Origin of the sequence: Arthrobacter sp. AG367 (genome assembly GCF_007828995.1) — a bacterium.
In the GTDB taxonomy this organism is placed as follows: Bacteria; Actinomycetota; Actinomycetes; order Actinomycetales; family Micrococcaceae; genus Arthrobacter.
Window position 1 is genome coordinate 48,336 of sequence record NZ_VIVE01000012.1, and the last position, 26,432, is coordinate 74,767.

General features: G+C 62.2%; 22 protein-coding genes. 10 read left to right on the forward strand and 12 right to left on the reverse strand.

The annotated features are described in order from the left end of the window. Positions 1 to 2: 2 nt before the first annotated feature. Positions 3 to 257 carry a hypothetical protein gene (locus FB478_RS19875; protein ID WP_018770360.1) on the forward strand — a complete coding sequence of 85 codons (255 nt, stop codon included), beginning with the start codon at positions 3 to 5 and terminating at the stop codon, positions 255 to 257. Next, on the forward strand, positions 254 to 1,237 hold the full coding sequence (locus FB478_RS19880) for a cyclase family protein (protein ID WP_056389532.1): 984 nt from the start codon (positions 254 to 256) through the stop codon (positions 1,235 to 1,237). Before FB478_RS19875 ends, FB478_RS19880 begins: the two co-directional genes overlap by 4 nt. A gap of 30 nt (positions 1,238 to 1,267) precedes the next feature. On the opposite strand, the gene FB478_RS19885 is transcribed toward FB478_RS19880, so the two are convergent. The 4 genes from FB478_RS19885 to FB478_RS19900 all read right to left on the reverse strand — a co-directional run bounded on the left by FB478_RS19885 (position 1,268) and on the right by FB478_RS19900 (position 5,219). Then, a complete protein-coding gene (locus tag FB478_RS19885) occupies positions 1,268 to 1,840 on the reverse strand; it encodes an MOSC domain-containing protein (RefSeq protein WP_056389528.1) in 573 nt (190 codons plus the stop codon). A gap of 21 nt (positions 1,841 to 1,861) precedes the next feature. Further along, positions 1,862 to 4,261, reverse strand: a complete 2,400-nt coding sequence (locus FB478_RS19890; RefSeq protein ID WP_395858366.1) for an excinuclease ABC subunit UvrA — start codon at positions 4,259 to 4,261, stop codon at positions 1,862 to 1,864. A gap of 92 nt (positions 4,262 to 4,353) precedes the next feature. Next, entirely contained in the window at positions 4,354 to 4,773 is a 420-nt protein-coding gene (locus FB478_RS19895; RefSeq protein WP_018770356.1) for a VOC family protein, read from the reverse strand. Then, positions 4,770 to 5,219, reverse strand: a complete 450-nt coding sequence (locus FB478_RS19900) for a helix-turn-helix transcriptional regulator (RefSeq protein ID WP_056389522.1) — start codon at positions 5,217 to 5,219, stop codon at positions 4,770 to 4,772. Before FB478_RS19900 ends, FB478_RS19895 begins: the two co-directional genes overlap by 4 nt. Before the next feature lie 225 nt (positions 5,220 to 5,444). Here FB478_RS19900 and FB478_RS19905 point away from each other — a divergent pair, with 225 nt between their 5' ends. Continuing rightward, positions 5,445 to 5,849, forward strand: a complete 405-nt coding sequence (locus FB478_RS19905; RefSeq protein WP_056389521.1) for a YgjV family protein — start codon at positions 5,445 to 5,447, stop codon at positions 5,847 to 5,849. A 33-nt stretch (positions 5,850 to 5,882) separates the two neighbouring features. Here FB478_RS19905 and FB478_RS19910 read toward each other — a convergent pair whose 3' ends face one another. From FB478_RS19910 to FB478_RS19935, 6 genes are all read right to left on the reverse strand, one after another. Continuing rightward, positions 5,883 to 6,518, reverse strand: coding sequence for a PAS and ANTAR domain-containing protein (locus tag FB478_RS19910; protein ID WP_056389517.1), 636 nt, complete (start codon positions 6,516 to 6,518; stop codon positions 5,883 to 5,885). A 141-nt stretch (positions 6,519 to 6,659) separates the two neighbouring features. Next, a complete protein-coding gene (locus FB478_RS19915) occupies positions 6,660 to 8,009 on the reverse strand; it encodes an MFS transporter (RefSeq protein WP_144601409.1) in 1,350 nt (449 codons plus the stop codon). A gap of 156 nt (positions 8,010 to 8,165) precedes the next feature. Next, positions 8,166 to 8,963 carry an IclR family transcriptional regulator gene (locus FB478_RS19920; protein ID WP_018770351.1) on the reverse strand — a complete coding sequence of 266 codons (798 nt, stop codon included), beginning with the start codon at positions 8,961 to 8,963 and terminating at the stop codon, positions 8,166 to 8,168. 99 nt (positions 8,964 to 9,062) lie between these two features. Further along, on the reverse strand, positions 9,063 to 9,800 hold the full coding sequence (locus tag FB478_RS19925) for a fumarylacetoacetate hydrolase family protein (RefSeq protein ID WP_144601410.1): 738 nt from the start codon (positions 9,798 to 9,800) through the stop codon (positions 9,063 to 9,065). A 17-nt stretch (positions 9,801 to 9,817) separates the two neighbouring features. Next, positions 9,818 to 10,870, reverse strand: a complete 1,053-nt coding sequence (locus tag FB478_RS19930; protein ID WP_144601411.1) for a D-2-hydroxyacid dehydrogenase — start codon at positions 10,868 to 10,870, stop codon at positions 9,818 to 9,820. Positions 10,871 to 11,176: 306 nt separating this feature from the next. Further along, entirely contained in the window at positions 11,177 to 12,055 is an 879-nt protein-coding gene (locus FB478_RS19935) for a LysR family transcriptional regulator (RefSeq protein ID WP_144601412.1), read from the reverse strand. Positions 12,056 to 12,289: 234 nt separating this feature from the next. On the opposite strand from FB478_RS19935, the gene FB478_RS19940 reads away from it, so the two are divergent. The 7 genes from FB478_RS19940 to FB478_RS19970 all read left to right on the forward strand — a co-directional run bounded on the left by FB478_RS19940 (position 12,290) and on the right by FB478_RS19970 (position 23,547). Further along, positions 12,290 to 13,606 carry an MFS transporter gene (locus FB478_RS19940; RefSeq protein WP_144601413.1) on the forward strand — a complete coding sequence of 439 codons (1,317 nt, stop codon included), beginning with the start codon at positions 12,290 to 12,292 and terminating at the stop codon, positions 13,604 to 13,606. Positions 13,607 to 13,661: 55 nt separating this feature from the next. Then, positions 13,662 to 15,047, forward strand: a complete 1,386-nt coding sequence (locus FB478_RS19945) for a carboxylesterase family protein (RefSeq protein ID WP_144601414.1) — start codon at positions 13,662 to 13,664, stop codon at positions 15,045 to 15,047. A gap of 700 nt (positions 15,048 to 15,747) precedes the next feature. Next, entirely contained in the window at positions 15,748 to 16,914 is a 1,167-nt protein-coding gene (locus tag FB478_RS19950) for an ATP-binding protein (RefSeq protein WP_144601415.1), read from the forward strand. Positions 16,915 to 17,024: 110 nt separating this feature from the next. Next, complete coding sequence (locus FB478_RS19955; RefSeq protein ID WP_144601416.1) at positions 17,025 to 20,750, forward strand: hypothetical protein; 3,726 nt, start codon at positions 17,025 to 17,027, stop codon at positions 20,748 to 20,750. Between the two features lie 541 nt (positions 20,751 to 21,291). Next, the gene (locus FB478_RS19960) at positions 21,292 to 22,494 is read left to right on the forward strand and encodes an acyl-CoA dehydrogenase family protein (protein WP_144601417.1); all 1,203 of its coding nucleotides are present in this window, start codon (positions 21,292 to 21,294) and stop codon (positions 22,492 to 22,494) included. A 38-nt stretch (positions 22,495 to 22,532) separates the two neighbouring features. After that, complete coding sequence (locus FB478_RS19965; protein ID WP_144601418.1) at positions 22,533 to 23,099, forward strand: flavin reductase family protein; 567 nt, start codon at positions 22,533 to 22,535, stop codon at positions 23,097 to 23,099. A 214-nt stretch (positions 23,100 to 23,313) separates the two neighbouring features. Continuing rightward, positions 23,314 to 23,547 (forward strand): hypothetical protein, encoded by a 234-nt coding sequence (locus tag FB478_RS19970; RefSeq protein WP_144601419.1) that lies wholly within the window; start codon positions 23,314 to 23,316, stop codon positions 23,545 to 23,547. 525 nt (positions 23,548 to 24,072) lie between these two features. Here FB478_RS19970 and FB478_RS21440 read toward each other — a convergent pair. Together FB478_RS21440 and FB478_RS19980 are read right to left on the reverse strand one after the other, a co-directional pair. Next, positions 24,073 to 24,231 (reverse strand): helix-turn-helix transcriptional regulator, encoded by a 159-nt coding sequence (locus tag FB478_RS21440; RefSeq protein ID WP_261377475.1) that lies wholly within the window; start codon positions 24,229 to 24,231, stop codon positions 24,073 to 24,075. Between the two features lie 35 nt (positions 24,232 to 24,266). Further along, the gene (locus tag FB478_RS19980; RefSeq protein WP_261377476.1) at positions 24,267 to 25,922 is read right to left on the reverse strand and encodes a thiamine pyrophosphate-dependent enzyme; all 1,656 of its coding nucleotides are present in this window, start codon (positions 25,920 to 25,922) and stop codon (positions 24,267 to 24,269) included. Positions 25,923 to 26,432: the final 510 nt, after the last annotated feature.

Below are 26,432 nucleotides of genomic sequence, written 5' to 3' on the forward strand. Positions count from 1 at the left end.
CCATGAACACCATCCGAAGGGCCATCGAAGTCGTCTTCGTCCTGACGCTCGCCGCACTCCTGGGCGGGGGCATCCTGTTCGTCCTCGGCCAGGCCATTGGCCTGGTTGCGGGGCAGGCCCAGTGGCTCACCCTGCTCAATGACGCCATCAAGACACCCATCTGCATCGCTGCATCCGTCTGCGCCGTTGCCGGGTTCCTGCTCAGCTACAAGCGCCGCCAGCCCCAGGAGCAGCACCAGAAGGCCGGTGCACGGTGAATGCCGCTGAAGGAATATATCCGGATTTTGAAGGTCTGCTGCAAAGGGAGGGCCGCCTGGCCGGCACCTCCTGGGGCCTCTTTCCGCACCAGAGCCGCGGGACGCCGTCGTTCATTACACCCCAAGGTGTGCTGGATGCCCGGCAGTGCATCCGCACCGGAACGGTGTTCGGCCTGGACTACCCGGCTGACGCCTTCGATCCCGGGATGTCCCTCAAGCGCGGCGCCCCGCGGCACACCATCTACTCCTCGCACCCGGCGCACCGGGACGACTACCTGGACGGGTACTACCTTCAGGGGTCAACCCAGATTGACGGGCTCAGGCACCGCCGGGCCGATGATGTCGGTTTCTACAACGGCACCCCGGATGACCGGATCACCGAGGGCACCCCGGACCTCGGCATCCAGGAATGGGCGGAAAACCCGATTACCGGCAGGGGCGTGCTGGTGGACCTCGAGGGTCACCGGGACGAAGCAGGGGAGCCCATCGACCACGCGGGCGGGGAACCACTCACCCTGGACCTGGTGGAGTCCGCCTTGAAGGCCCGGTCCCTCAGCACCCAGCCCGGGGATATCCTCATGCTCCATACAGGCTGGTGCGAATGGTTTCTGGGTCTGTCCGCGGAGGACAAGCAGCGCATCCGCCAAAGCCGGAAGGCCTCAGGCATGGCGCAGTCCCGGGAGTTTACCGCCTGGGCGTGGGATAACCGCTTTGCCGTCCTCGCCGCCGACAACTTCGCCCTCGAGTGCCTGCCCGCGGTCCCGGACAGCCCCTACCGGCATTCGGCCGCCAACGACAACGGCATGATGCACCAGCAGCTCCTGGCCAAACTCGGCCTGCCACTCGGGGAACTATGGAAGCTGGGACCGCTCGCCCGGCATATGCGCAGCACCGGCAGATGGGACGCCTTCATCACCATTAAGCCGCTGAACATCACCGGGGGCACGGGCTCCCCGGCCAACGCCACCGCCATCACGTGACGTGAGGAAGGGGAGCCGCCGGACGCCCTCCTAGGGAAGCCGTGACGGCCGCAGCAGGCTCGCCCGGCCCGCCTGGGCCGGGTCCAGCGGCACCGGGCTGACCAGCACGGCCGGGCCCCGGTGCAGCAATCCGCTGGACAGGGCACGGCAGCGGATGCCGCCGCGGCCCCGCATGGCCGGGTGCGCCCCCGGTGCCAGCATCCCGTTCATCCACGCGCACGGTTGGGCGTGCCGGCCGCCATGGAACGAAACAGCCGAGCCGCCGGACTCCAGCGCAAAGTCCTGCCCCAGCAGGGGGGCCAGCTGAGCGCCGCGGAGCACCACGTTCCGCCGGGTCAGCAGGGGATTGAACGGCCCGGCGCCAAGCTCCGCGGCGATGGCCTCAAGGGATTCGACGGCGAACAGGGTCACCGCGGCGTCCATGTGGGCGGCCTTCCCGAAGAACCTGTCGCCCACGATGCCCTTGCCGGCCACCACCTCTGCCGTCTGCGCATCAGTGGTGGGAACGTCCGCCGCGCCGTCCCGGGCGCGTCCGAAATAGGCGTGCGCGGGCGACACCAGCAGGTGCAGGATCTCGACGTCATAGCGGTAGGTTTCGGGCATAGGCCCAGCGTAGGCCAGCGTTCAGCCACCCACGTACGTGGCCAGGTGCTGCCCGGTGAGCGTCCCCCGCCCGGCCACCAGCTCGGCCGGCGTGCCCTCGAAGACGATCCTGCCGCCGTCGTGCCCTGCGCCCGGACCGATGTCGATGATCCAGTCAGCATGCGCCATCACGGCCTGGTGGTGCTCGATGACGATAACCGACTTGCCGGAATCCACCAGCCGGTCCAGCAGGCCCAGGAGCTGTTCGACGTCGGCCAGGTGCAGGCCCACCGTTGGCTCGTCCAGGATGTAGGTGTCACCCGTCTCCGCCATCTGCGTGGCCAGCTTGAGCCGCTGGCGCTCGCCGCCGGACAGGGTGGTCAGCGGCTGGCCGAGGGTGATGTAGCCCAGGCCGACGTCCGCCAGGCGTTCGAGGACTTTGTGGGCGGCCGAGGTCTTTGCCTCGCCCCCGGCAAAATAGGCAAGGGCCGCGTCCACGGACATGTCCAGCACGTCGGCAATGTTCTGCCCGCCCAGCGTGTATTCGAGGACGGCGGGCTGGAAGCGGCGCCCCTCGCAGTCCTCGCAGGTGGACTCGACCGTGGCCATGACGCCCAGCTCGGTGAAGATCACGCCCGCGCCGTTACAGGTGGGGCAGGCGCCCTCGGAGTTGGAGCTGAACAGCGCCGGCTTCACGCCGTTGGCCTTGGCGAACGCCTTGCGGACGGGCTCCAGCAGCCCGGTGTAGGTGGCCGGGTTGCTGCGCCGGGATCCCTTGATGGCGCCCTGGTCGATCACGATCACGCCCTCGCGCCTGGCCAGTGAGCCGTGGATCAGCGAGCTCTTCCCGGACCCGGCCACGCCCGTCACCACGCACAGCACTCCCAGCGGGACGTCCACGTCCACGCTGCGCAGGTTGTTCGTCGAGGCCCCGCGGACTTCGAGTGCCCCGCTGCGTTCGCGGAACGAATCCTTCAGCCGGGCCCGGTCGTCCAGGTGGCGCCCGGTGATGGTGCCGCTGGAACGCAGCCCGTCGACGTCGCCCTCGTAGACAATCTCGCCGCCGCCGGTGCCGGCCTTGGGGCCGAGGTCGACGACGTGGTCGGCGATGGCGATCATCTCCGGCTTGTGCTCCACCACCAGGACGGTGTTGCCTTTGTCCCGAAGCTGCAGCAGGAGGGTGTTCATCCGCTCGATGTCGTGCGGGTGCAGGCCGATGCTGGGCTCGTCGAAGACGTAGGTGACATCGGTGAGGGAGGAACCCAGGTGGCGGATCATCTTGGTCCGCTGCGCCTCGCCGCCGGAGAGGGTGCCGGCCGGGCGGTCCAAGGAGAGGTAGCCCAGGCCGATTTCGGCGAAGGAATCGAGGAGGTCCCGCAGCCCGATGAGCAGGGGACGGACGGAGGGCTCGTCCAGGTCGCGGATCCACTGCGCCAGGTCGCTGATCTGCATGGTGCAGAGGTCCGCGATGTTCTTGCCGTTGATCCGTGCGTTGAGCACCTCCGGCGTGAGCCGCGTCCCCCCGCAGTCGGGGCAGGTGGCGAACGTGACCGCGCGTTCCACGAACCTCTTCACGTGCGGCTGCATGGCCTCCACGTCCTTGGAGAGCATGGACTTTTGGATTTTGGGGATGATGCCCTCGAACGTGAGGTTGACGCCCTCCACCTTGATCTTGGTGGGCTCGGCGTAAAGCATCGTCTCCAGCTGCTTCTTGGTGAACGTGGCGATGGGCTTGTCCATGGGCAGGCCCATGCCTTCGAACAGGCGCCCGTACCAGCCGTCCATGGAGTAGCCGGGGACGGTGAGCGCGCCTTCGGCGAGGGACTTCGACTCGTCGTAGAGGGCGGTCCGGTCAATGTCGCTGATGTTGCCCATGCCCTCACAGCGGGGGCACATGCCGCCCAGGTAGGTGACCTGGCGGACCACGTTCTTTTCCACCCGGCCGCCCTTTTCGGTGCTCATGATGCCGCTGGCCTTGCGGGTGGGAACGTTGAAGGAGAACGCGGTGGGCGGGCCGACGTAGGGTTTGCCCAAACGGCTGAACAGGATGCGCAGCATGGCGTTGGCGTCGGTGGCGGTGCCCACGGTGGAGCGCGGGTTGGCGCCCATCCGTTCCTGGTCCACGATGATGGCGGTGGTCAATCCCTCCAGCCGGTCCACGTCGGGGCGGGCCAGGTTGGGCATGAAGCCCTGTACGAACGCGCTATAGGTCTCGTTGATCATGCGCTGCGATTCGGCGGCGATGGTGGCGAAAACCAGGGAGCTTTTGCCTGAGCCGGACACACCGGTGAATGCCGTGAGCCGCCGCTTGGGCAGCTCAAGGCTGATGTCCTTGAGGTTGTTCTCCCGCGCCCCCTGGACGCGGATCAGGTCGTGGGTGTCGGCGATATGGGTCCCGGCTTTCGTGGCCATGCCCTCATCGGTGGTGATGTCCGTGCTCAAAATGTCCCCCTTCTCCTGGAGCGGCGCGGAGGGAGGCTGCGCTGGCAGCCTCCCGTCGGCGTCGTCCGTTATATACGTGACTGGTTATATGCCTAGGCCTGCTGGTTGATCCGGACCGTGTTTCCGGCGGGGTCGCGGAATGCGCAGTCGCGTATGCCGTACGGCTGGTCGATGGGCTCCTGGACGACGTCCGCCCCGGTCGCCTCCACTTTGGCGAACGCGGCATCCACGTCCGGGGAGGACAGGACGATGGTGGCGTAGGTGCCTTTGGCCATCATCTCCGTGATGGTGCGGCGCTCGTCGTCGGTGATGCCGGGGTCTACGGCCGGCGGGTGCAGGACGATGGAGACGTCCTTTTGGCCTGCGGGGCCAACGGTGATCCAGCGCATGGTGCCCTTGCCCACGTCGTTGCGGATTTCGAAGCCCAGGGCGTCGCGGTAGAACGCCAGCGAGGCGTCCGGATCGGTAGCGGGAAGGAAGGTTGAGGAAATGTTGATGTCCATGGCAGTCATGCTAGTAACGGCTCGGGGGCGGACGCTTCTCGATTCCTGACCGGTCTGGTGACCTGCTTCGCCACGCAGGCGGGGATGCCCGCCGTCGCGCTTTGCGCCTCCTGCTTGTAGATGCTGGGCGGCATCCCCACCAGTTCGCTGAAGCGGGTGCTGAAGGTTCCCAGCGAGGAACAGCCGACGGCGAAACACACGTCGGTGACGCTGAGGTCACCCATCCGGAGCAACGCCATGGCCCGTTCGATGCGGCGGGTCATGAGGTAGCTGTAGGGGGATTCGCCGTAGGCGAGTTTGAACCGCCGGCTGAAATGGCCCGCGGACATATGGACGTCCCTGGCGAGGGATTCGACGTCGAGCGGCTGGGCGTACTCCCGGTCCATGCGGTCCTTGACGCGCCTCAACTGGGTGAGTTCGCGGAGGTAGGGATCGGAAGCGGGACTGATGGTCACAGCTCTGATCGTGCTACGCGGGAGGGGTCTTGTCCACCCTTCGGGCGGTGGGGGATTCGGCGTCAAAGTGACCCTCGGCAGCGGGGTATGATTGTGCCGCTGCCAGCGCATGAGGTCCTCGCCCGAACAGGGCTCGAGGCAACGCAGAGCTGGCGAAACCAAACCCTGAATCACCATCTTCAGCCCTGCCCGGATACTGCGCAGGCACCACTTTGGAAGGACACCATGGAACTGCTGTGGGAAATTGCCGGCTGGGCAGGCGCTGTTGCGATTCTCAGTGCTTACCTTGCGGTTTCCATGGGCTGGCTGAAGGCAGGCAAGGGTTTCCAGATGGCCAACCTGTTCGGATCTGTTGCCTTCATCATCAACGGGACGCTGCACGGGGCATGGCCGTCCGTTGTTACCAATGTGGCGTGGTTCCTGATCTCTGCCGTTGCGCTGGTCCGCATGCGTTCCGAAAACCCAGCTGCTGCCGTCGAGCCGGCGCAGGTTCAGTATCCCGGTGTCCCCGACACCACCGGCCAGATGGCGGTTGTTGAGGCCTTGACCGGTTCCATGCCCGTTGTGGCTTCCAGGCCTGTTGGGGGTTCCGCCCCGGTTGGAGCGGACGGGCCGCGCCTGGCGTTGTAGGGTTCGACGGCGGCCCGCGCGTGGGGGCGGCGGTTACAGCAAAGGGTGTGGCTGGTTTGTCAGATTTCCGGCCCGCCCGGTTGCCCGTTCCACGATTTCCTGGGCGATCGCGTGTACCTTGCGGTTCGTATCCTGGCTTAACTGGCTCAGGAGGTCGTAGGCCTCGTCGGCGGTGACACCGGTGCGCCCCATGAGGATGCCTTTGGCCTGCTCAATGACTGCCCGGCTGCGGGCTGAGGCGGCGACCGCCTCGGTAGCCAGTTGGTGCCGGTCGGTATGAATCGATGTGGTGAGGTCCACCACCACGCCCCAGACGCCAACAGGGGTGTCCCCGTCCAGGATGTAGTCCGCCGAGTAGAGCAGTTTGTGTTGACGGTCCTTGCGGTCCCGGATGGAAACGTAGATCGATGATGGGCCGCCAGCGGATGAGACGTGGTCCCAATACGCCTGGACCCGGGGCCGGTCTCCCGGCTCGATGTGGGCCATGGCCATGTCCATGGAGGGGACAACCTCGCCGCGCTCATACCCGTAGATCCGGTACAACCCGTCCGACCAGCGGAAGATGCCGTCCGCGAAGTAGTACTCGACCAGTCCGGTGGGACAGTCGAGAAAGACATCATTCGGGATATCGACGGATCCAAGTCCTGGAAAACTGCTGCTGGAAGTCACTGAAGGGCCATTCGACGTGCTGTGTCCCGGCTACCCCCGGCCTGGACGTGAAAGCAACAGAATATAGCAGCGGCCCCCACCCCGCGGATCCCGCACGCATGAGTGCGGGATCCGGGGTGCGTGGGCGGGACGGGGCGGTTGTTACCTGGCGTCCTCTACGAGCACCAGGTCGCGGCCATTCGTTTCCGGGGTGAAGAACGTGGTGGCGAACGAGATTGCCGCCAGGACCAGCGAGTAGACCGCCGGGACCAGCCAGGAGTGGTTGGTCACTGCCAGCAGTGCCACGCCGATCATCGGGGCGAAGCCGCCGGCAAGTACGGCGGACAGTTCGCGGCTGAGGGCCACGCCGGTGAAGCGGTGCTGGGAGCCGAAGAGCTCCGGCAGCAGGGCGCACTGCGGGCCCAGCATGGCCTGCACGCCGAGGGCGATGCCCATCACCATGACCACCCACACCAGGGTGACATTGCCCAGTGTGACCAGGTAAAAGGCCGGCAAGGCGATAACGGCCTGGAAGAGTGCGCCGTAGCGGTAGACGGGAACCCGGCCGAAACGGTCGGACAGGGCGCCGAAGGCCACAACCATTACCGCGGCGAAGCCCGCGGCAATCAACAGGCCCGTGGGGCCGATGAACTTGTCGCCGGCGAAGACACCTGCAGGCATGCTGATGAAGGACACCAGGAGCGCGGAATAGATGGACGAGTTGCCGTTTTCCCCCATCCGCAGGCCGATACCTATGAGCACGTTTTTCTTGGAATGCTTCCAGATCTGGCCCACAGGGTTTTTGGCCACGGCCTTGTGCTTCTCGAGTTCCTGGAAGACCGGCGTCTCTTTGAGCCGAAGCCTGATGAAGACGGCAATCGCAATCAGGACGACGCTTGCCAGGAACGGTACGCGCCACAGCCAGGCCTGCAGGACTGCCTTGTCCGCCAGCGCCATCAGGGCAAATGTCCCGGCGCCCAGGAGGGTGCCCAGCTGGATGCCGACGAACGGCAGGGAGGCGAAGAAACCACGACGGCGGCGCGGAGCCACCTCCGAAATAAGGGTCGTGGCGCCTGCCTGCTCGGCGCCGGCGCCAAGGCCCTGCAGGATACGCAGGGCCACCAGGAGTACCGCACCGAGCATTCCGGCCTGTTCAAAGGTGGGCAGGAGGCCGATGGCGCAGCTGGACAGGCCCATCAGGCCGATGGTCAGGATCAGCACCATCTTCCGGCCAAAGCGGTCACCAATGTAGCCGAACACCACGCCGCCGAAGGGCCGGGCGGCGAAGCCGACGCCGTAGGTGGCGAAGGAGGCGATGACTGCTCCGCTCTCACCCAGTGGTGCGAAGAAGAGCGGGCCGAAGATCAGGGCCGAGGCAAGGCCGTAGATGTAGAAGTCGTAGTACTCCAGGGCGGAGCCCACGGAGCTGGCAAGAGTTGCCCTTCGCAGCTGGTCCGGATCGACGACGGCGCCGTCCGCGGTGGCCTGCGGTGATTTAGTACGAGTTGTCACGAGAACTCCCTCTAACGCACTCCAGGCCCCCGTTGGCCTGGTGGGATAGCGACAACGCCCATTGCGTCGATCACTATGCTGAACACGATACAGCAAGTTGAACAACTGGCAATAGTCTCTGGCTGTTATATGTCGCAGAAGGCCGCCGCTTGGCGTTCAGCCCATCGGGTTGCCCAGCGAGTGGGCCAGTTCCTGCAGCTCCTTGACTATCTGGGAACCCTGTTCCGGCGTGTAGGTGGCTTTGAGGGCCGTGACGGACAGGCCCAGGCTGGGGCCGTGCGCGCCCCGCGTGGGAACGGCAACGGCCAGGCAGACCACGCCGGTGGTGGATTCTTCGTCCTCGAAGGCAAAGCCCTGCTCGCGGATTTCCCGCAGCTGCGCCTTCAGCTCCGCCCCTGTCCGTAAGGACTTTGGCGTGAGGACGGGCAGTTCTGCGTCATCGGGGAACATCTCCTCGATGTCGTGCACATTCAGCCGGGCGATCAGCGCCTTCCCCACTGCGCAGAGGGATACGGGCATCTTGTCGCCGATATTGGAGGTGAGCCGCACGGCCGGGTGGCCCTCGTACCGGGCAAGGTAAATGACGTTTGTTCCGTCCAACATGGCGATCCGGACCGTCTCGCGGGAAAGGACGGAGGCCTGTTCGCAGTAACGGTAAAACTCCTGGACTTCGTCCATGCGGCCCAGGTAGGCGGCACCCAGTTCCACCAGCTTGCGGCCAAGGGTGAACTCCGAGCCCTGCCTGCTGATCAGGCGCGCCTCCTCCAGGGCCAGCAGGAGATTGGAGGTGGATGACTTGGGAATTCCCACTTCGCGCGAGAGATCGCTGAGCGTCAGCCGCCCGGTTGCCGAGGCGGCCAGGGCATCCAGGACGGCCGCGGCGCGGGTGACTGCGGGCGCCGGAGAGGCGGTTCCCGATTTTTCGGATGACGCAGGAATGGGGGAATCGGCCATGATTCTCCTTGGGTTTGCCGGGGCGGGCTTCGCTGTTGTTCAGTCCTCTGAACGTTATCCATCTTAACGTCCTGCGACGCCCGCTGACGCCGGCCCGGCTCAGGCCACGCGGTTGCTCAGGGTTCCAATGCCCTCCACCGTGATGTCCACACGGTCCCCGGGCTCGACGGGAACCACTGTGGCGGGCGCTCCGGTCATCACCACGTCGCCGGGTTCCAAGGTCAGCCATGAAGTGACATAGATGAGGCAGTCCACCACCGAGGAGGGGAGGTTGAAGGTCCCGGAAGTGGCCTTTGCGGCCCCATTGACGTAGACGTCGATGGCCACCCTTTCGGGATCCGGGAGTCCGGTTTCTATCCAAGGGCCCAGGGGTGTGTAGTTGACGCCGGCCTTGCCCTGGAAGTTCCGCTCGTCCACCGCGTTCTGATCCACGTTGGTGACGTCGTTGACGCAGGTGTAGCCGAAGACGTGCTCCAGGGCGTTTTCCGCGGTCAGGTTGGCGGCGGTCCTGCCCATCACGACGGCGAGTTCACCCTCGGCATTGACCGTGCCTTGTCCACGGACCGCGGTGATGGCATCGCCCGGCCCGGCGATGGTGTGGACGGACTTGTGCCACGCCTGGATGGGCAGGGGATGGTCATTCAAAGTGCGGTTATGGCCAATGCCCAGGACGACGGCGGGCCTCACCGGGGCGAGGAATATTGCCTCGTTGTGGGTGGTGGCACCGCCGGTGTAGCGGAGGCTTTCCTCAAACGGGTCGACGATGTGGTCCCAGCCGCTGTCGCTCTCAACGGCGTACTGCGGACCAGCTGCTGTATTTAGTCTTGCGATGCGCACCGGTTCTCCGCCCCGTCCTAGTAGAAGTGGACCGTGTCCACGAGGTGGGGGAGATCCCCGCCGTCGAGGAAGGTGCGCAGGTTGCTGCAGAAGCGCTCGGTGATGAGTCGGTTCTCGGCTGCGCTGAGGGCCGAGGTGTGGGGCGAAACCATGACCCGGGGATGGTTCCATAGCGGGCTGTCCTGCGGCAGCGGCTCCACGGCGAAAACATCCAGGCAGGCGTAGCCCACCTGGCCGTTGTCCAGTGCCTCCAGCAGGGCGTCCTCGTCCACCACGGTGCCGCGGCCTACGTTAACGAACGTCGTGCCGGGCTTCATGGCGGCGAACAGTTGGCGGTTGAACAGCTTCTCCGTGTAGGCAGTGCCGGGCAGGGTGTTGACGACGGCGTCTGCCGTGGCCAGGAGGGCAGGAAGGCCGGCGTTGTCCACAACCTGATCGATCCCGTCGATGGGCTCTACGGACCGTTTGGTACCGCTGACCTTCATGCCCAGCGCCCGGGCGATCCGGGCCGTTTCCAATCCGATTTCCCCCAGGCCGCTGACCACGAGGTTGGAGCCGTTGACGAGCCGGGTGGGGACGCGAAGGGTGGGCCAGGCCTTCGCCGCCTGGTCCTGGGCAAGTCCGGAACTCCGCTTGAAGCCGTTCAGGATTCCCATCGCAGCGAATTCCGCGAGGGGCAGGGCGTGCACTCCGGCGGAGGTGGTGATCCTGAATTTCTGCAGGACGTCCTGGCTGAGGCCGGACGCCTTCACCGCTCCGCCCGCTCCCGCCGCCATGGCATGGATCCATTGCAGTCCGGGATTGTCGCGGGCGATGCGGGCGAGCCCAGCTGGGCTTTCGTTGGGGAAGCCGTAGAGCACTTCGGCGCGGTTGAGCATTGCCCAGTAGCGCTCCTCCTGCTCGTCGGTGCGTTTGAAGGCGGGATCGCCGGCGTGGTCGGCTGGATAGCGTTCCGGGGGCAGGAGGTCGGGCTCGTAAAGGACGGTAATCGAAGGATCAATGGCGCGAATCTGGTCCACAAGCTCTGCTTCGAGCGGGACGGCGATGGCTACGGTCGTACGGGAAGTCATCTGTTCACTATAATGGATAACGTTCGGTAGGTTGGACTTCGTAGGACTTCTGTGAAGCTTGCGAGCCCTGACAGGCGCCCTGGTAGTTGGGCACCGAACTAACTGGTTCCCGGCTGGGACAAACCTTGGCTGCGTGTCAGGTTGGGATCTATAGAGGTTGGATTAGCACGTCAGGAAAACGGGTTTCCGACTTCAACCTGACGTAGCTCATACGCCTGGCTGACGTCAGGTTGGGGTGTACCCGTCCTTGTCCGTAGCTTCCGTGGCGTAGGCAAGGACGCGTCCCGCAGCCACTCTGGTTTCGTTCTAATCAGGGGTGCGTTGTCTCCACTCCCAGTCGTCTCGCATCCATTGGCGTAGGTCTCGTGCCAGTCGCCGGAGTTGGTCTGTTGCGTAGTGGCTCGCATCCCAGGAGGTGTGGAGGACGATTTCCAGTGGTCTGTCCTCGGCGTAAGCGGGAACGCTGTGGAGGCCGAATCGGGCAGGCTCGGTGACGAGGGCGTACCCGTGCTGGTTCGCCGCCAAAGCTTGGGCAACGGTTCCTGTGGAAGCTTCCCTGATCATCAAGGGGGAGTCGAAGCGGATCATTGCCTCGGTCACTGCTATTTGCACTCCGCTTCGAGCAACGATGACCCATTCGTCTTTGAGGGTTTCTAGGTCCACCTGGGTGGCTGTGGCGAAAGGAGTGTCTGGACGGGGCCGTCCTTGCACCAGTACGGGCACGGTTGCTACGGCCAGCTGGGACCTGTGGCTTGGAGGGGTGAGTGAGCTCATGGCCATGTCGACTTCGCGATCGAGCACCCCGTCTACTTCGCTGGCCGGCAGGATTTCCAGGTCAACAATCGGTGCGTCCGTTTCGGCGATGAAGGATGCGAGGATGTCGGCTGTGGAATGAGGGCATGCTACGCGAAACGAGGGTTTTCCCCGGAACCGTGACCTGATGATTCCTTCTGCGCGTTCAAAGCGGGAAAGAACATCCTCGCCCAGTTCGAGCAGGACCTGCCCAGCAGCGGTGGTCATCATCCCGGCAGGAGTCCGGTGAAACAGGCGTACGGCCAGTTCGGCTTCCAAGCGGCTGATCTGCTTGGACACGGCCGGCTGGGTGAGTGACATGGCTGTAGCGGCGGCGCTCACGGACCCGAGACGCGCCACGGTGTTGAAGCATTCGAGTGCTCTTCTGTCCATTCCTACAGGTTATACGACGCCACGGGAGCGAAGTCCAACGCGATGAAGAATCGCGCTACTCGCCGGTCCGGTATTCCTGCTGGTTATGTCCTACGCGTCTAAATGTCATTAGACAGTTATGAGAGGGCAGGGAAAAATTGAGTCATTGCTCCACCCCGGGCGGGCCATCGGGAGGCGATACGACCATCCACTTCAGCACTGCCCGCTACCCACCCTCACCATTTAGGAGAGACGATGACGTCTATTGACAGCTCACTGAACCTATCGAACACTGAACGGCAGCGCGAGGCGCGCCGTGTCGTGCAGTCAAGCTTTCTGGGAAGCGTTCTGGAGTTCTACGACTTCCTGCTCTACGGAGTTGCCGCTGCGCTGGTTTTCGGCCCGGTGTTCTTCTCCAACCTGCCACCCACGGTCGCGACAGTTGCTTCCCTGGGAACCTTCGCCGCGGGCTACCTCGCCCGCCCGGTCGGCGGCATCATCTTTGGGCACTTCGGCGACCGCATCGGACGCAAGAGCATGCTGCTCTGGTCCTTGTCCATCATGGGCGCAGCTTCCTGCCTTGTCGGACTGGTGCCTCCGGAATCATCGATTGGACCATGGGGTGCAGTGATTCTCGTCGTGCTGCGCCTGATGCAGGGTGTTGCCCTGGGCGGCGAGTGGGGTGGTGCCACGCTGATGGCGCTCGAACACGCTGACCCGAAGAAGCGCGGGTACATGGCAGCCTTCGTCAACGCGGGGGCTCCTGCCGGCGGCATCATCGGCACATTGATCATGGGCTTGTTCTCCGCAACCTTGTCTGAGGCTGATTTCATGTCCTGGGGATGGCGCGTCCCGTTCCTGCTTTCAGCCCTCATGCTCGCCCTTGGTCTCTACATCCGGCTGAAAGTCTCTGAAAGCCCGCTGTTCATTGCCGCAGCCAGCCAGGAAGACAAGGGCAAGACGGCTGCGCCCATCGTGGCAATTGTGCGGTCGCCCCGAACAATCCTCGTGGTGGCCCTGGCCTGTGTCGCAAGCTTCGCCCTGCAATCGACGATCACCACGTTCGGCCTGTCTTACGCGGTTGACCAGGGCTCCAAGAGGGAAGATGTGCTGTTCGGGTTCACCATCGGTCAGATTGCGGCGATTGTGCTGATCCTCGCCTACGCAAGGCTTTCCGACCGTGTGGGCCGTCGCCCCGTGATGATCTTCGGCTGCATTGCCTCGATCGTTTTGATCTACCCGATGTTCGAACTCCTCAAAGCCGGTGGCATCATGTTCACCGCCTTGGCATTTGTTGTCTTCTGCATCGGCCAGAACGCCATCTATGGTCCGATGGGCGCCTTCATTTCGGAGCAGTTCCCAACAGGAAGCCGCTACACCGGCGCTTCCGTGGGCTACCAGCTCGCCAGCCTGGTCGGGGCAGGTTTCACCCCGACGATCGTGGCGTCACTGTACGCCGCCTCGGACCGATCCATCATGCCGGTGCTCCTCCTGACCGGCGCCATCTCAGCAATCAGCGGCGTGTTCCTATGGCTCTCCAAGGAAACCCTGACCCGCGACCTCACAAAATGACGCCGCCCAGAAACGGTAACTCCCGCAGTTCAACGGACGGAAGCACTACACAACGATGAAGTTTTTGATAACCGAGGGGTACGACAGGACCGCTTCCCGAGGACCCGTGCCCAGGAAAGTCGCGGCGTTTTACGGCATCCGATACGCATCCTTGACCGGCGGGCGGCGCTTTTCGCCACCGGCGCCCGTCCACGATGAGGAGCAGCTCGACGTCGGACACCTAACCGACGTGCCGATTTTCCCGTCGCAGGGAAGCGGGCTTGAAGCAGTGCTCGGATGCGCTGACGCCATCAATCCGCAGTCAGAAGAAGCCTTCTTCCTGAATGTGTGGGCGCCCGACGGCGCCGACCGGTTGCCTGTGCTGGTCTTCCTCCACGGCGGAGCCTGGACGAGCGGCGGCGGGTCCCTCCAATGGTACGACGGACGGCACCTCGCAGCCGGCGGCCTTGTCGTCGTGACAGTGAACTACAGGCTTGGCCCCCTCGCCCATCTCACAGCCCCTTCCGAAAACGGCCGACCAACACAGAACCGGCCCGTTCAGGACCTGATCACCGCCTTGACCTGGGTCCAGGACAATATCGGCAGGTTTGGCGGAAACCCGGACCGGGTCACCCTGGCTGGGCAATCAGCGGGTGGATGGTACGTCCATCTCCTGAACGTGCTTCCCGAAGCCCGGGGCCTGTTCGACAAGATAGCCCTATGGAGCATGGGCACCCGCACCCCCCGCCCAGCAGCACTCCAATCCTGCCTCCACACCGCTGCCAACCGGATTCTGGCTCCGCAGAGACTCGAGACAGCACCGGTACCGCAGCTTCTTGAAGCGGGGGAGCAGGCACTCAAGGGCGTTCTTCCGCCGGCACCCTTCGGCTACGCACCCGCAGGCTACCTGCCACACGTGGCGGACAACGTTCCCGCCGACCTCCTCAACCCAGACACATCGGCCAAACGCTGCAATGCAAAAGCCATATACGCCCGCTACACAGCGGAAGAAACAGGTTCCTTTTTCCACAACGTGCCAGCACTCCGGAACGCCGATAGCGCACAGGTGCAGCAATGGCTGGACAAACTGCCAGCGGGCACTCTTCCTGGGGACCTCGTCAACCAACGAACCTTCCAAGACAAATCACCGTACGAAAAAGTCGTCGCCGCATCGTCGTGGATCCAGTACAAAGCCACTCCCACCGCCATGGTAAACGCCTACAAAGCGGCCGACCTGACGGCACAGATCGAGGAGTTCACGTACAAAGGGGCCGTCGAGGGCCAGCTCAGCGGCCACTGCATCGACCTTCCGTTCCAATTCGGAACACTCGAGGAATGGTCCGACGCGCCAATGCTCAAAGACTGCGGCGATGATGTGTTCGACGCACTGTCACACATACTCATCCGCAGCCTCACGACATTCGCGTCGTCGCCCACGCCACCATTTAGCAAGCAGCGGTAGACGGGGCACGGGAACGGGAAACGGGACAGGAGGAAGCGAATTGATGAACAGCGAGCTGACCGGCAGGGCCTTGCCGCCCTCACCGAGGCACTCCTTTAGTAGGGAGCAGCAACCCGCAGACGGGTAGCTTGGATGAGGTCAAATACACGACAAAAGAGGCCGCTGCATCAAGGCGTCAAAATAGAGCGAATTCCGTTTTACTGACAGTGGGTCAAAGATGTTCTCGGATCCATGCCTGACAATGGAGGGTCAGGAAACCGAGGTGCGGTGGCCGGAGAACCGCCGGATTAATCCGCAGAATAGGGTCCCGGTGGAGATCGCTTGACGTACGCGCCGGAGATGTCATCTCTTGCGGCTTGATAGGTTTCGGGAATAAGGCCAGAACTCCGCAGACAGGCCAATCTTCCCTGGTGAGGAGGCCATAACGTCAGACTGAGGTGTAAGCCGGCATGACAGCAGACGCATGGCGCCCACACGAGCAACGAGCAATCTACTTGGAAACAGGGGCTCCATCCGCAGGGCCATGAAAGACCTGTCCGACGTTCGCCGCGGCTTTGCATGTGCAGGTCCAGTCGGGCGAGACCCTCTGAAGAGAGCATCCCCGCGGGGCGGTTCTACCGAGATCTATCAAGGTCTATGAAGGTCTATTGTTCTACTATACGATGCTAGAAATAAGTAGACTTCTGTAAAGGTGTGATGCGTGGATCCCGTAGCAAACCCCTACTCGCCCGGTGCGGGAAGGAAACCTGCCGCCCTGGTAGGACGTGACCAGCCACGGCGCGACTGGCAGGTAGCCCTTGAACGGGTGGAAGCGGGCAGATCGGCACAGCCGTTCGTTCTCTACGGCCTGAGGGGCGTCGGGAAGACAGTACTCCTTTCAGACTTCCGGCGCTCGGCCGCTCAGAGGGATTGGCTAGTCGCGCAGGTCGAAGCCGGCGCCGGGAAATCACTGCGTGAAGCACTGGGAGAAGCCCTACACGGCCCACTAGCCGATCTCGCACGTCCCTCCGCCGGCAGAAGGCTCATCAAGGCCCTAAAAACTGCCGTTAGTTTCAAAGCCTCCTACGACCAAAGCGGAACATGGAATTTCGGATTGGATTTGGATGGCTCCTCGGGCGGGGGAGCGGACACGGGTGTCCTTGAAACGGACCTCAAAAAGCTCATCCAGGACCTTGCGCTGGCTGCTGATGAAGAGAACGTCGGTCTAGCCATACTTGTTGATGAAGCCCAGGATCTTCATCACGATGAAGTCGTGGCCCTCTGCGCAATAGCCCACGCAGCTGCCCAAGATGAATGGCGGGTACTGTTCGCATTCGCTGGTTTGCCCAGCCTGCCCCGAGTCCTCGCGGAAGCGAAATCCTACGCAGAACGATTCAACTACGAAAAGATCGAGCAGCTCCGGGGAAAAGTGGCTTCCGAAGCCCTCACTAAACCCGCAGCTGAAGATGGTGTCGAATGGGATAGATCTGCGATCGCCCTCATCGTGGACGAGAGTGCCGGCTATCCCTACTTCCTGCAGCAGTTCGGGCAGGACACCTGGAACGCCGCCGCTGGAAAGTCTATTACGTATGACGATGCCCGGGTAGGTGCTGCAAACGGCCGGGCAGCATTGGACACTGGCTTCTTCCGGGCCCGCTGGGACCGCGCAACCAGGGCCGAGCAGAATTACCTCCGAGCCATGGCAGAAGACGGCGACAACGGGAGCTCTTCGGGAGAAGTAGCGTCGCGGCTGGGACGAGGACCTGCCAGCTTCGGACCGATCCGCGCAAACCTGATAGCCAAGGGGCTCGTCTATGCGCCGGAACATGGCGTCATTGCCTTTACCGTTCCCGGAATGGCCGCTTTCATCAACCGCCAACCAAAGTGAGGGACGAGTCAGAAGCAATCCCTTGGGACTCATGCTGAGGGCTGCAACGCGACTCCGTGTCCCCGTTCTGAGGCGTCGCACCAGGCGACGCAGGAAAGCAGAGTAGATCCATGTTTCTTGGCAGGCTGGCAAGTCTTTCCCCCTGGGGTCGCTTACGCATCGGCACGGGGAAGATGGCGGCACCGGGTGGTATGAACGCTGAAGTTCCTAGGTTGCACCCTCTGGCCCCCGAATACAACGAACAGCAGCACGGTGCATACGTCTCGGTTCTTCGTCATGCCGTTGAAAAGCAACCCACCGTGCGAAACATCGCCCTCTCCGGAACATATGGCACCGGAAAGAGCAGCATCTTGGGAGAGTTCAGCCGACAACTCGGCGACCGAGTTCTGGAAGTGTCTCTGCTGACACTTGGTGTAGAGCCGGATAACCCCCCACAGACCGGCACCGAGACCAATCCCGCTGCGAATACCACCACAAACCGCATTCAGAAAGAAATCGTCAAGCAGCTTCTGTATCAACAGCGACCAGCAGCTGCCCCGGAGTCTCGCTTTCGGCGCATTACGCGGTTTCGCTGGTGGCGTGAGATAGCATGGGCCCTTCTAGCAGGTGTCCTCGGTCTTGTTGCCTTGATTGCCGTTGGCCTCGATATTTCAGCCCTACCTGATGTTGGTCGGGCCGTGGAACCGCTCCCAGGCTGGCTGCGGACCCTAGGGATTTATCTGGCCATTCCGCTGCTTGTTGCAATAGCCATGCTCGTCGTGAGGTTGTTCATTCACGGCAGGCTAGGCGTTGAGAAGGTAAGCGCTGGCCCAGCGACGATCACGTTGCCGCCACGCTCCTCGAGCTACTTTGACGAGTATCTCGACGAGATCATCTACTTCTTTGAAACTAACAAAGCGTGCGACATCCTGATTATCGAGGATCTTGACCGGTTCAACGACCCCAGAATTTTCGAGGCCCTCCGCGCCCTCAACAGCCTGCTGAACTCGGCAAAGCAGTTGGGCGGAAGGAACATACGCTTCATCTATGCCGTCAAAGACAGCGTCTTCGAGAGGCTTGGCCGCGAAACCCGTGACGTCACGGACGAAGCGCGCGCCGAACTGAAGAGAGCTAATCGTACAAAATTCTTCGAGCTCGTCGTCCCGGTCGTCCCCTTCATTACCCACAAGAACGCCCGAGATCTCATGCATGACCTCCTGACAACTCGGGGTCACAGCATCTCAAAAGACGTGATCGATCTTGCCGCCCGCCACGTCGCAGACATGCGGCTCATTCACAACATCGTCAATGAATACGAAGTCTTCGAACACCGGCTCCTCAAAGTTGAGAACCCCGTACCAGAGCTTGACGAGGATCGATTGTTCGCCATGATCCTCTTCAAGAACGCCCACATGGCTGACTTCGAAGCCATACGGCTCGGCGCATCTTCCCTCGACAAGCTGTATGACTCGTGGCGTGCGCTCGTGACCCATAACCTGCAGAGCATTCGAAACAACAATGAGAAGCTGCGCGTTCGTGTCCAAACCCAACAAGGAGCAGAGGAACGGGCGACGTTCTTAGCAACACGACTACTGGACGTCATCGACAGTCTGGCCAAAGCCAGGGGTTCCAGCTTGGTAAACGGGACAATTACGGTCGACAACCAGGTTGTGGACAAGGCGGGTGCTTCGAAGCCTGCATTTTGGAAGAAGCTCGCGGCCGGCGAATCCACACTCTCGCTCACTGTTAGGGATTACTACAATCACGCCGCCTCAATGATCCTGTCCTCCGACACGGTGAAGGCGCTGATCGGTCAGGACATCGACGTAGAACCCTTCTCCGCCTCCGCTGTCGATTCTGATCAGAAAACAATTGAGCAGGGACAGCTGAATGCTGGATTCCTTCGCCGTCACACGTGGAAGCAGCTCATCGAACGCCCCGAGTTCCGTCACTCTGCCGTCGAAGGGGGCGCGCCGCTTAGTTTCCGTGGCATAGCCGAAGTGCTATTACCCTCGCGACTCGCGCTGGACCTTGTGATCGGAGGTTACATCACCCCGTACTTCACCCTCCACGTTTCCTCGTTCTACGGGCAGTTGATCCGGCCAGACGCCATGACCTACGTTCTGCGATGCGTAGACCGCGGAGTGGCGGACGCCGACTACCCTCTGGACAGTGAAGACGTCGAAGCGATCATCCGGGACCAAGGGCCATCGGTCCTCAATGAGCGGAGCATGTTCAACATCTCGGTGCTAGACCATCTACTTGTTCAGCGCCCAAAGGACGCAGCCACCTTGGCCAGAAACCTGGCCTCTGGAGGTGAGACCGAAAGCAAGTTCATCGATCACTATCTGAGCGCAGGGACGTACAAAGCACAGTTCGCCGCACAACTGGCCCCCTTCATGCTCACGATCTTCACCCGCCTTGCCGCACACCCCGTCCTCGATACAGCTGAAAAGGCGACAACGATTGACGCAGCAGCCGGAGCGCGGCGGGCCAACACCAAGTACGACAACTCGCAGCAACTACAGACGTTCGTGGAATCCGCTTACATGCAGTTCCCAGCCCTCGTCGACGGCGTAAGCAAGACAAGCCCTAGACAGGCAGTCTCCTTCATCGTTGCAATCGGTGCTCGACTGGGCAGTGTAAGTGCTCTTTCTGACGCCGCCTGCGTCGAACTGGCCAAGACCACCGCTTACAAGGTGACAGCGGAAAACCTAGAACGCATCAGCAAGACGGACAACATCGCCTTGGACCGGTTAAGGAAACTTGGCAAGACCATTTACCTCCATGCCATCGCGAACGTCGAGGACTACAAGTCTGCCCATGCAGCCTCGCCTACGACCACCTACACGGTGGAGGATCCGGACACCTTCATAGCCATACTGAACGAAACCTCCGAATGGCGGGAAGATGACTACGCCTTCGTCGTCTCCAACGCACACCCGGATTGTCGAGTCGACGATCTTGAGGACGTGCCGAACGGTGCTTGGCCCGCACTTGTCGAAGGCCGGCGAACTACTATGAGCTATCGGAACGTCGCGTCCTACGTTGAGTGGCAAGGGCACGTAGACGCCTATCTCGCCAAGTCCCTGGAAGCTGTACCAGTAATTCTGGAGACCGACGGCGCCGAAGGTGAGGAAAAAACAAAGCTTGCCCTCTCTATATTGAACGCGTCAAAAGCTCTGCCAAATCCCGACCACCGCCTCGAGCTGGCCAGATCATTGGAAACTGGTGAGCTGCCGACCGCGTCCATTGCGCCCGACCCCGGCAACTTCATTGGAAACCTGATCGAAGCGGGACTCATAGCTGACGACGCTGAGGCATTCCAGCACAGGCTGATGCCTGACTGGCCTACCCTGGAATACGCGATAAGTAAGTCGAGCCACTACCCCGAATTACTGTCGCCAGAAACGTTGGCCCCCGAACATATCGCTCCGCTCTTGCTCAGCGAGAACGTCGGGGAAGACCTTCGGCGGCTAGTCGTTAGTAAGCTGCGAACCTTTCCCAAGGTGCCAAGGAACGCCTACGAGGCCGTTGCTCGGGAGGCCCTTCGGCAGCGTCTTATATTGACGGCATCGGGAATCGAGCTCGTTCTCAGCGGCGGCGTAGGCACGTCCACCGTGGTCAGACTAGTGGCAGATGCCATCGATCGACTCGCACTTGATCAACTGCAAGAACTACTCCGCAAGCTCGGCAATCCTTACTCCCGCATTGCCGATAAGGGCCACTCCGTGACCCGGCTTGCCGATACGCCGGGGCACCGGACAATCCTGAAAGCCCTTCATGTGGGTGGGATCGTTTCCAAGTTCCCTGTAGGTGCGGACTCCAGGATCAAGGTGACCCTGAGACGACCATAGGCCGGGGCGGCGCTCCTGCCGCCTCGTACTGGCGTCAGAGTAGTGCGAATATTCCGTTTCATTGACAGCGGCTCATGATGTTCTCAGATCCCACCCTGACACTCCAAGGGAACCAAAACCAGGGTGGGCGTAGTTCGAGAAGTGCCCAAAAGCCTAAAGAACCTGTACCTAATGAATTCGTATTGGGCAGATGGTGAAGCTATCGGATTTTGAGATAGGGCAGGCCTATCAGAACAAGCCGGAGCGCCGCCCGCAGGCCAAGTTCTCCGGGGTCAGACGTGTTTGACGTCAGGTTGGGGTGTGCCCTATGCCGCGTGACACGAAAAACGCTCTGACCGTCTCGTCAGCGTCACTTGTCACGGTGGAGTTCGTACACTTCAACTGAACGCGGGACGCATCGAAGCAGGTGAGACGGCTCTGACCGGCTAGAAGGCGCTGGGCACGCAGTGAGCAAGTGTTCAGTGTTCATTGACAAGCACCCGAACGCATGCAATTCTGTTGAGCAATCCCGGGCTTCAGTGGTGAACCAAAGGAGTGTCACATGGCAGGCGCAGCAATCCGTCCTGAGATCGCGGCGATCGTCGAGAAGATCGATGGGCTTCGCCCGATGCTCGTCGCCGGGGGTCGAGAAGCCGACCAGAACAGGCGACTCCCGGAAGAGGCCTTCCGTGCAGTCGCGGCGACTGGAGCTTTCAGCATCTCGGTGCCCACGAAGTTCGGTGGCCTCGCCGCTAACACGCGGGAGGCGCACGCGGTTTCGCGCGCCATTGGGCGCGGCGACGGCAGCCTTGCGTGGGTCGACGGCATCCTCGACTCGGGTGCGTGGGTGCTCAGCCTCATGGACGAGCAGGCGCAGGAGGATGTGTGGGGCACCGAAGGTGGACTTGACTCGTTCATCTCAATCGTTCTGGCCACGACGTCTGATGCTGTTCAGACCGAGGGCGGCTACCGAGTGACAGGCAAGTGGGGGTACGGCACGGGCAGCATGAACGCAACCTGGTCGCTGCTTGGCATCCCCATCAAGAACGATAAGGGTGAGGTGGTCGACGCCGGTCTTGCGCTCATCCCCACGGCAGACCTGAGCTATGAGGACAACTGGTTCGTCGCGGGTATGAAGTCCACTGCCAGTGTCATGCAGGTCGCGGAGGATGTGTTCGTGCCTTCGCACCGCGTGTTCCCGCTCACCGCCGCAGTCGACGGCGGCTATCTCAGCGACCATCATGAGGCATCGTACAAGACGGTCTTCGTGCCCTCGCTCTTCATGAAGCTGATCGGACCTCACCTCGGTATGGGTCGCGCCGCGCTCGACTTCGTGATCGCGAAGGCTGAGACGAAGGCGATCGCGTACACCGGTTATGAGAAGCAGGCGGACTCTGCCCTCTTCCAGGCTGCGGTCGCGAAAGCCTCGGTCCAGCTCGATGCTGCCGAGGCGCTGGCAGCGCAGGTGGCTGACGAGATCTTTGAGGCCACGGCCCGCGGATACTACGCGCCTTACGCGGAGCGCATTGAGATGCGGGCCAAGGCCGGCTGGATCGTGGAGACGATCACCAACACGATTAATGACCTGATCACCGCTCACGGTTCGGCCGGATTCGCCGAAACTTCAGCGCTGCAGCGAATCTGGCGCGATCAGGCAACCGCTGCGCGTCACGGCCATACGCTCACGGCAAGCGGTTACGAGGCGTTTGGCAAGGTGCTGTGCAGTCGCGAAGAGGACGCGCGCTTCGTATTACCCATCGTGTAGAACGTGGCCCAAGAGCTCCGACCATTGGAACAGAGATTATGAAGCAACCCCAAGATTCGCGCGTCGCCGCCGACGACTTCCGCTACGCCTTTCGTGCGCATCCGGCCGGTGTGGCAGTTATCACCGCCGATGCTGGTGACGGGCCCGTCGCAATGACTGTCAGTTCGGTAGCCTCGGTATCAATAGATCCGCCCACGATCATGTTCTCGGCATCGGCGATCTCGTCGAGTACACCTGTGTTCCGCCGCGCCGAGACGGTGGTGGTCCATCTGATGGCAGCAGACCAGATCGCGCTGGCGAAGCTCGGCGCGCGCAGCGGCGCGGAGCGATTCGGGGATGACGTCGAGTGGGGACGTCTTCCCACAGGCGAACCGTACTATCCCGGAGCTAACTGGCTGCGGGGAAAAGTGACGCAACGCCTCGACGTGAACGGGTCGACCGTGATCGTCGTCGAAGCGATCGAGACAAAGTCTCGGGATGTCGTCGAGGAAACTGACCCCGTACCACTGGTGTACCACAACCGGCGATGGCACGTACTGAGCGAGAAGTCCGCTCTATCAGACCCCATCGCACCCTTCTACCACGTGTACGGACGCGACGAGTAAGGTCGGAACTCCACCCGCCCTCGCGGTGCGGTAAGCCGACATTAACGGCGCAGTACCCGATTTTGACACGCATTTTCTGACGGGTCTTTTTCGCGAAGACAATGAAAGTCCGACGGCCGTGCGGTGAGGATCGGCCAAAGCCAGTAGAAAAACACAAGAGTTTCGGTGATCTCCTGTTTGGCTTCGTGCACCGGGCTTTGGACCGATTTGTCCCGTGTTGCCACGCGCGGATGCGCCGGAGGTGGTGCCATTTGGCGAAATCCTCGACGGGTCTGGCGACTTCGACGAGCAGCGGACTGAGCCTGTTGTCGATCCAGGCTTCGATTCGGTGAAGGCCGGGGTCCTTGGCGTCCTGGTTGGAGAGGCGGCCATGGACGGGTCGGGCTTGAAGATGGTCAGCATCCCGTCCTGTCGTTTCGCGGTGACTGTCGAGGCCGTCGTGGGTTAGGGGAGTCTGGCCGCCCTGAGATGTAAGCCAGGAGCGTCTGGACTTTGGCCGGAGCGTTTCCAGGTGATGATGCTCCAGTCGATTCACTCGGCAGCGGACATCGCCAAGGCGGTCGGCGGATTAGCCGGATTCGTGAGCAGCAACGCGGTGAGGTCGTTCTGAAGCGCACAGCGGACGCAGTGGAAGTTATGGAGGGGGTGCCGGCGCAAGAATTCACGCCGTTATCCCTCATCCTGCTCGGGGGAACGGAAGCAGTCGGTTCTGCCTGCCGTCGGGTCAGGTGCCCTAGCTGCGGGTCGCCGCGGGCAAGCAGGGACCGCACAACTTGCTTCCGGCCAGCCTGCCCTGATCTTGCGGCAGCGGGTGTACCGGATGATTCCAGTTGTGCGGGCCCGGCCGCCGTTGGTGTTGCGCGGGGTGGGCCTTCCAAATGTTCAGTGGTAATAGTCGAGATTGCGGGCCCATCGCGGGCGGGCGATGCGGTTGAGGTCCACGCCTGGGGTGGCGACTCCTGTCTTGGGTGCCTTAAGGTCGGCCGCCGGTGACGGCGATGAGGTCTTCGGTGCCGCAGGAGAAGATGTCACAGATAGCCGCGATGGGGTGCAGTGAGACCCGTTCGGGCTTCTGATTGACGATGGGACAGATCTGGGGCCGGAACAGGATAATTCGGCGCTCTGCGAGCAACGGGAGGAGATCGGTAATGCAGCTGGTGGCGGCGCTTAGTAGGCTTTTACTCTTGGTTCTACCACAAGGTGAATGAGCGCAAAGACTTTGTTGTTATCGATGGCCGTGAGGGCTGCTTCGACGGCGGCGGGTACGTCGTGGTCGTGTTCGACTCGAATGCCGAATCCGCCGAACGCTTGGGCCATGAGAGCGAAATCCGGGTTCTTCAGCTGGGTACCGGATATCCGCCCTGGGTAGTGCTTCTCTTGGTGGCTGCGGATTGTTCCGTATTCCTGGTTGTCCATCACAATGACCAATGGAGTAGCACCGTACTGGGCCGCTGTGGCGAGCTCCTGCCCATTCATGAGGAATTCGCCGTCGCCGGCGATGGTGACGATGCGTCTGCCGGGGTATTGCAAGGATGCTGCGATGGCGGAAGGGACGGAGTAACCCATGGAGCCGTTGCGCGCGCTAATCATGGACGCGTAGCGCCGCGTGGGAAAGTAACGGTGCGCCCAGTTGGTGTGTTCGCCGGCTCCGAGGGTGACTATGGCGTCATCAGGCAGGGTGGGCACAAGGTTGGCCATCAGCGTGTCCATCCGGGCCTGGCCCGATGTTGGGGTCGCCGAAGGCAGGGCGGCGAAGGATTCTTGCTCGCCGCGCATTCGCGCCGTCCAGGCCTTCCATTCATCCTTGACTGGAAGTTTAATCTTGGCGAGGTCTCGGACGAAGACGTCCGGCTTGGCGACGATCTGATAGGAGACCGGGCCCGAGCGGCCACGGAGAGAGGGGTCGATGGTGACGAGGAAGTTTTTCTTGTTCCAGTCCTGACGGCAGAGGAACCCGTCTGTGATGACATCTCCGGGCACGGTGCCGACAAAGACCAGCAGGTCGGTTTCTTCGAGAAGGTCGTACGTGGGGCGCGGGCGGCCGTACCCGATAGGGCCCACGTAGGAAGGCGAGTCGAACGGCACGGTGCCTTCGGTGCGCCACTCAGCCGCCGCCGGAATATGGTGTTTCTCCAGCCAGTGAGTGAGCTGGTCGGCAGCTTCCTGCGTCCAGTCATTTCCACCCGTTACGAAGAGTGGCTTGCTGGAGGCGGCCAGTGCTGCGCTGAGTGCCTCTGCATCAACCGTTGTCATGCCGCCTGTGGCTACCGGGATGGGCGGGTGAAGTTCCACGGAGATCTGTTGGCGGATAACGTCCTCGGGCAAGCCAACGATGACTGGTCCGGGCCGCCCGCTCATCGCCGCGAACAGGGCTTCGGCGACGATCTCGGAGGCGCGTTCGGCGTGGTCCAGAACCATGACGCGTTTCGCGCCGCTGTCGAACCAGGCCTTGATGTCGAATTCCTGGAAGGCTTCACGGTCTCGGTGCGCAAAGGGGATCAACCCAACGAACAAGACCAAGGGAGTGGAATCCTGCCAAGCAGTGTGCAAACCGACGTGCGCGTTAGCCGCACCGGGCCCTCGAGTGACCATGGCAATGCCAGGAAGCTGGTTCATTTTCCCGTCGGCTTCGGCCATATAGGTCGCTCCGCCCTCATGGCGACAAACGATTGTCTCAATCGGTGACTGGTAAAGCCCATCGAGAACATCAAGAAAACTCTCACCTGGAACCACGTGCGCTCGTTTGATGCCGTGCGCGGCTAGTGTGTCGACTATCACGTGGCCGGCTGACCTTGCTACGGCGTGATTCTGCCACTCCGTCAATCCCGTTGTTTTGGCGGACTGTGGACCCGCGGCAACCAGACCTGAACCGGTCTCCGTCGATACTCTCATTTGTTCTTTTCTTTCTGCGTTACTTCGATATGTGAAACCTCGGGCAGGCCGTTGATCAATCGATGTGGGATTAAGTTGTGTTTGTTCTCAATGCTGGAGCCCGTGCAAGGGCACGTGTGGAAAGTACTGAATGCCCACTTCGGACGGGGATTGGTTATGGCTGGTAGCCACCGATTCCGCGCCATCCCTTCAGTTCGGCCGGCATGGTGATGTGCCTTCTCCTGCTGCGAAGGCACATCACCGCATCCGCTGGGCCTCGGCGAAATCGTGCAGCTTGCGGCAATACATCAACCTTTAGTTCCGGGCCGATATGGGAGTCTTGGGCTGCCTTCCTACTACAGCATCGCGGGTTAGACGATGGGGAGGACGTGGCGGGCTTCGTCTTGGCGGTTGAAGGTGACTTTGCCGAAGGCTTCGTATCCGCTGGCAGCGAGGGTGTGT